The following is a 517-nucleotide window of genomic DNA, read 5'->3' as shown; positions in this document are numbered from 1 at the left end:
GCGATGGTAAAAGATTTGGTTAACCGCTATCAATAATAAATTATATCTGCCGCCAGGAATTTCTGGCGGCAATAATACAAAATTCTTTGCATAAGAAATTTTTCTTGACAAAGACAGTGCAAGAAAGGACATGGAATCCGGAGTTAAAAACTGTTTGTTTTAGAATATTTAATTATTTAACTGCTGAATCTTCCTTGCGAGAAATATATCCATTATTACATTTCATGCCATTTTTAATATAGATTGCTCCTGGGAAAATTCCCGTATTATTACCGCAGGGGTGATAATTAGTATTGACATATCCTGTGACAAAAGGAGCTATTAAAGGTGCTATTACGATAGCTATTAGTAAAAATATAAGAGTTAGCTGTATTGTTATGTCTGTGGCGAAATTGACTACCTTCGTTTTTTTGATTAAGAATGATTTTATTAGCGTAAGTAAAATTACATGAATATTTAAAAAGGAAAACGACATGAAACCGAAGCACAGAATCAACATTCTCCAATCATAAAACAT

Annotated in this window: 1 protein-coding gene; it reads right to left on the bottom strand. The window is 31.9% G+C overall.

The features are described 5' to 3' along the window. Positions 1-172: 172 nt before the first annotated feature. A partial coding sequence (gene ykfM / locus K0778_RS27450) for a protein YkfM (RefSeq protein WP_153520414.1) occupies positions 173-517 on the bottom strand: 345 nt, incomplete at its 5' end.

The organism is Escherichia sp. XD33 (assembly GCF_019375075.1).
Classification (GTDB): Bacteria; Pseudomonadota; Gammaproteobacteria; order Enterobacterales; family Enterobacteriaceae; genus Enterobacter; species Enterobacter flexneri_A.
The sequence above is the reverse complement of the archived record's forward strand: the minus strand, read 5'-3'. Positions and strand labels throughout refer to the sequence as shown.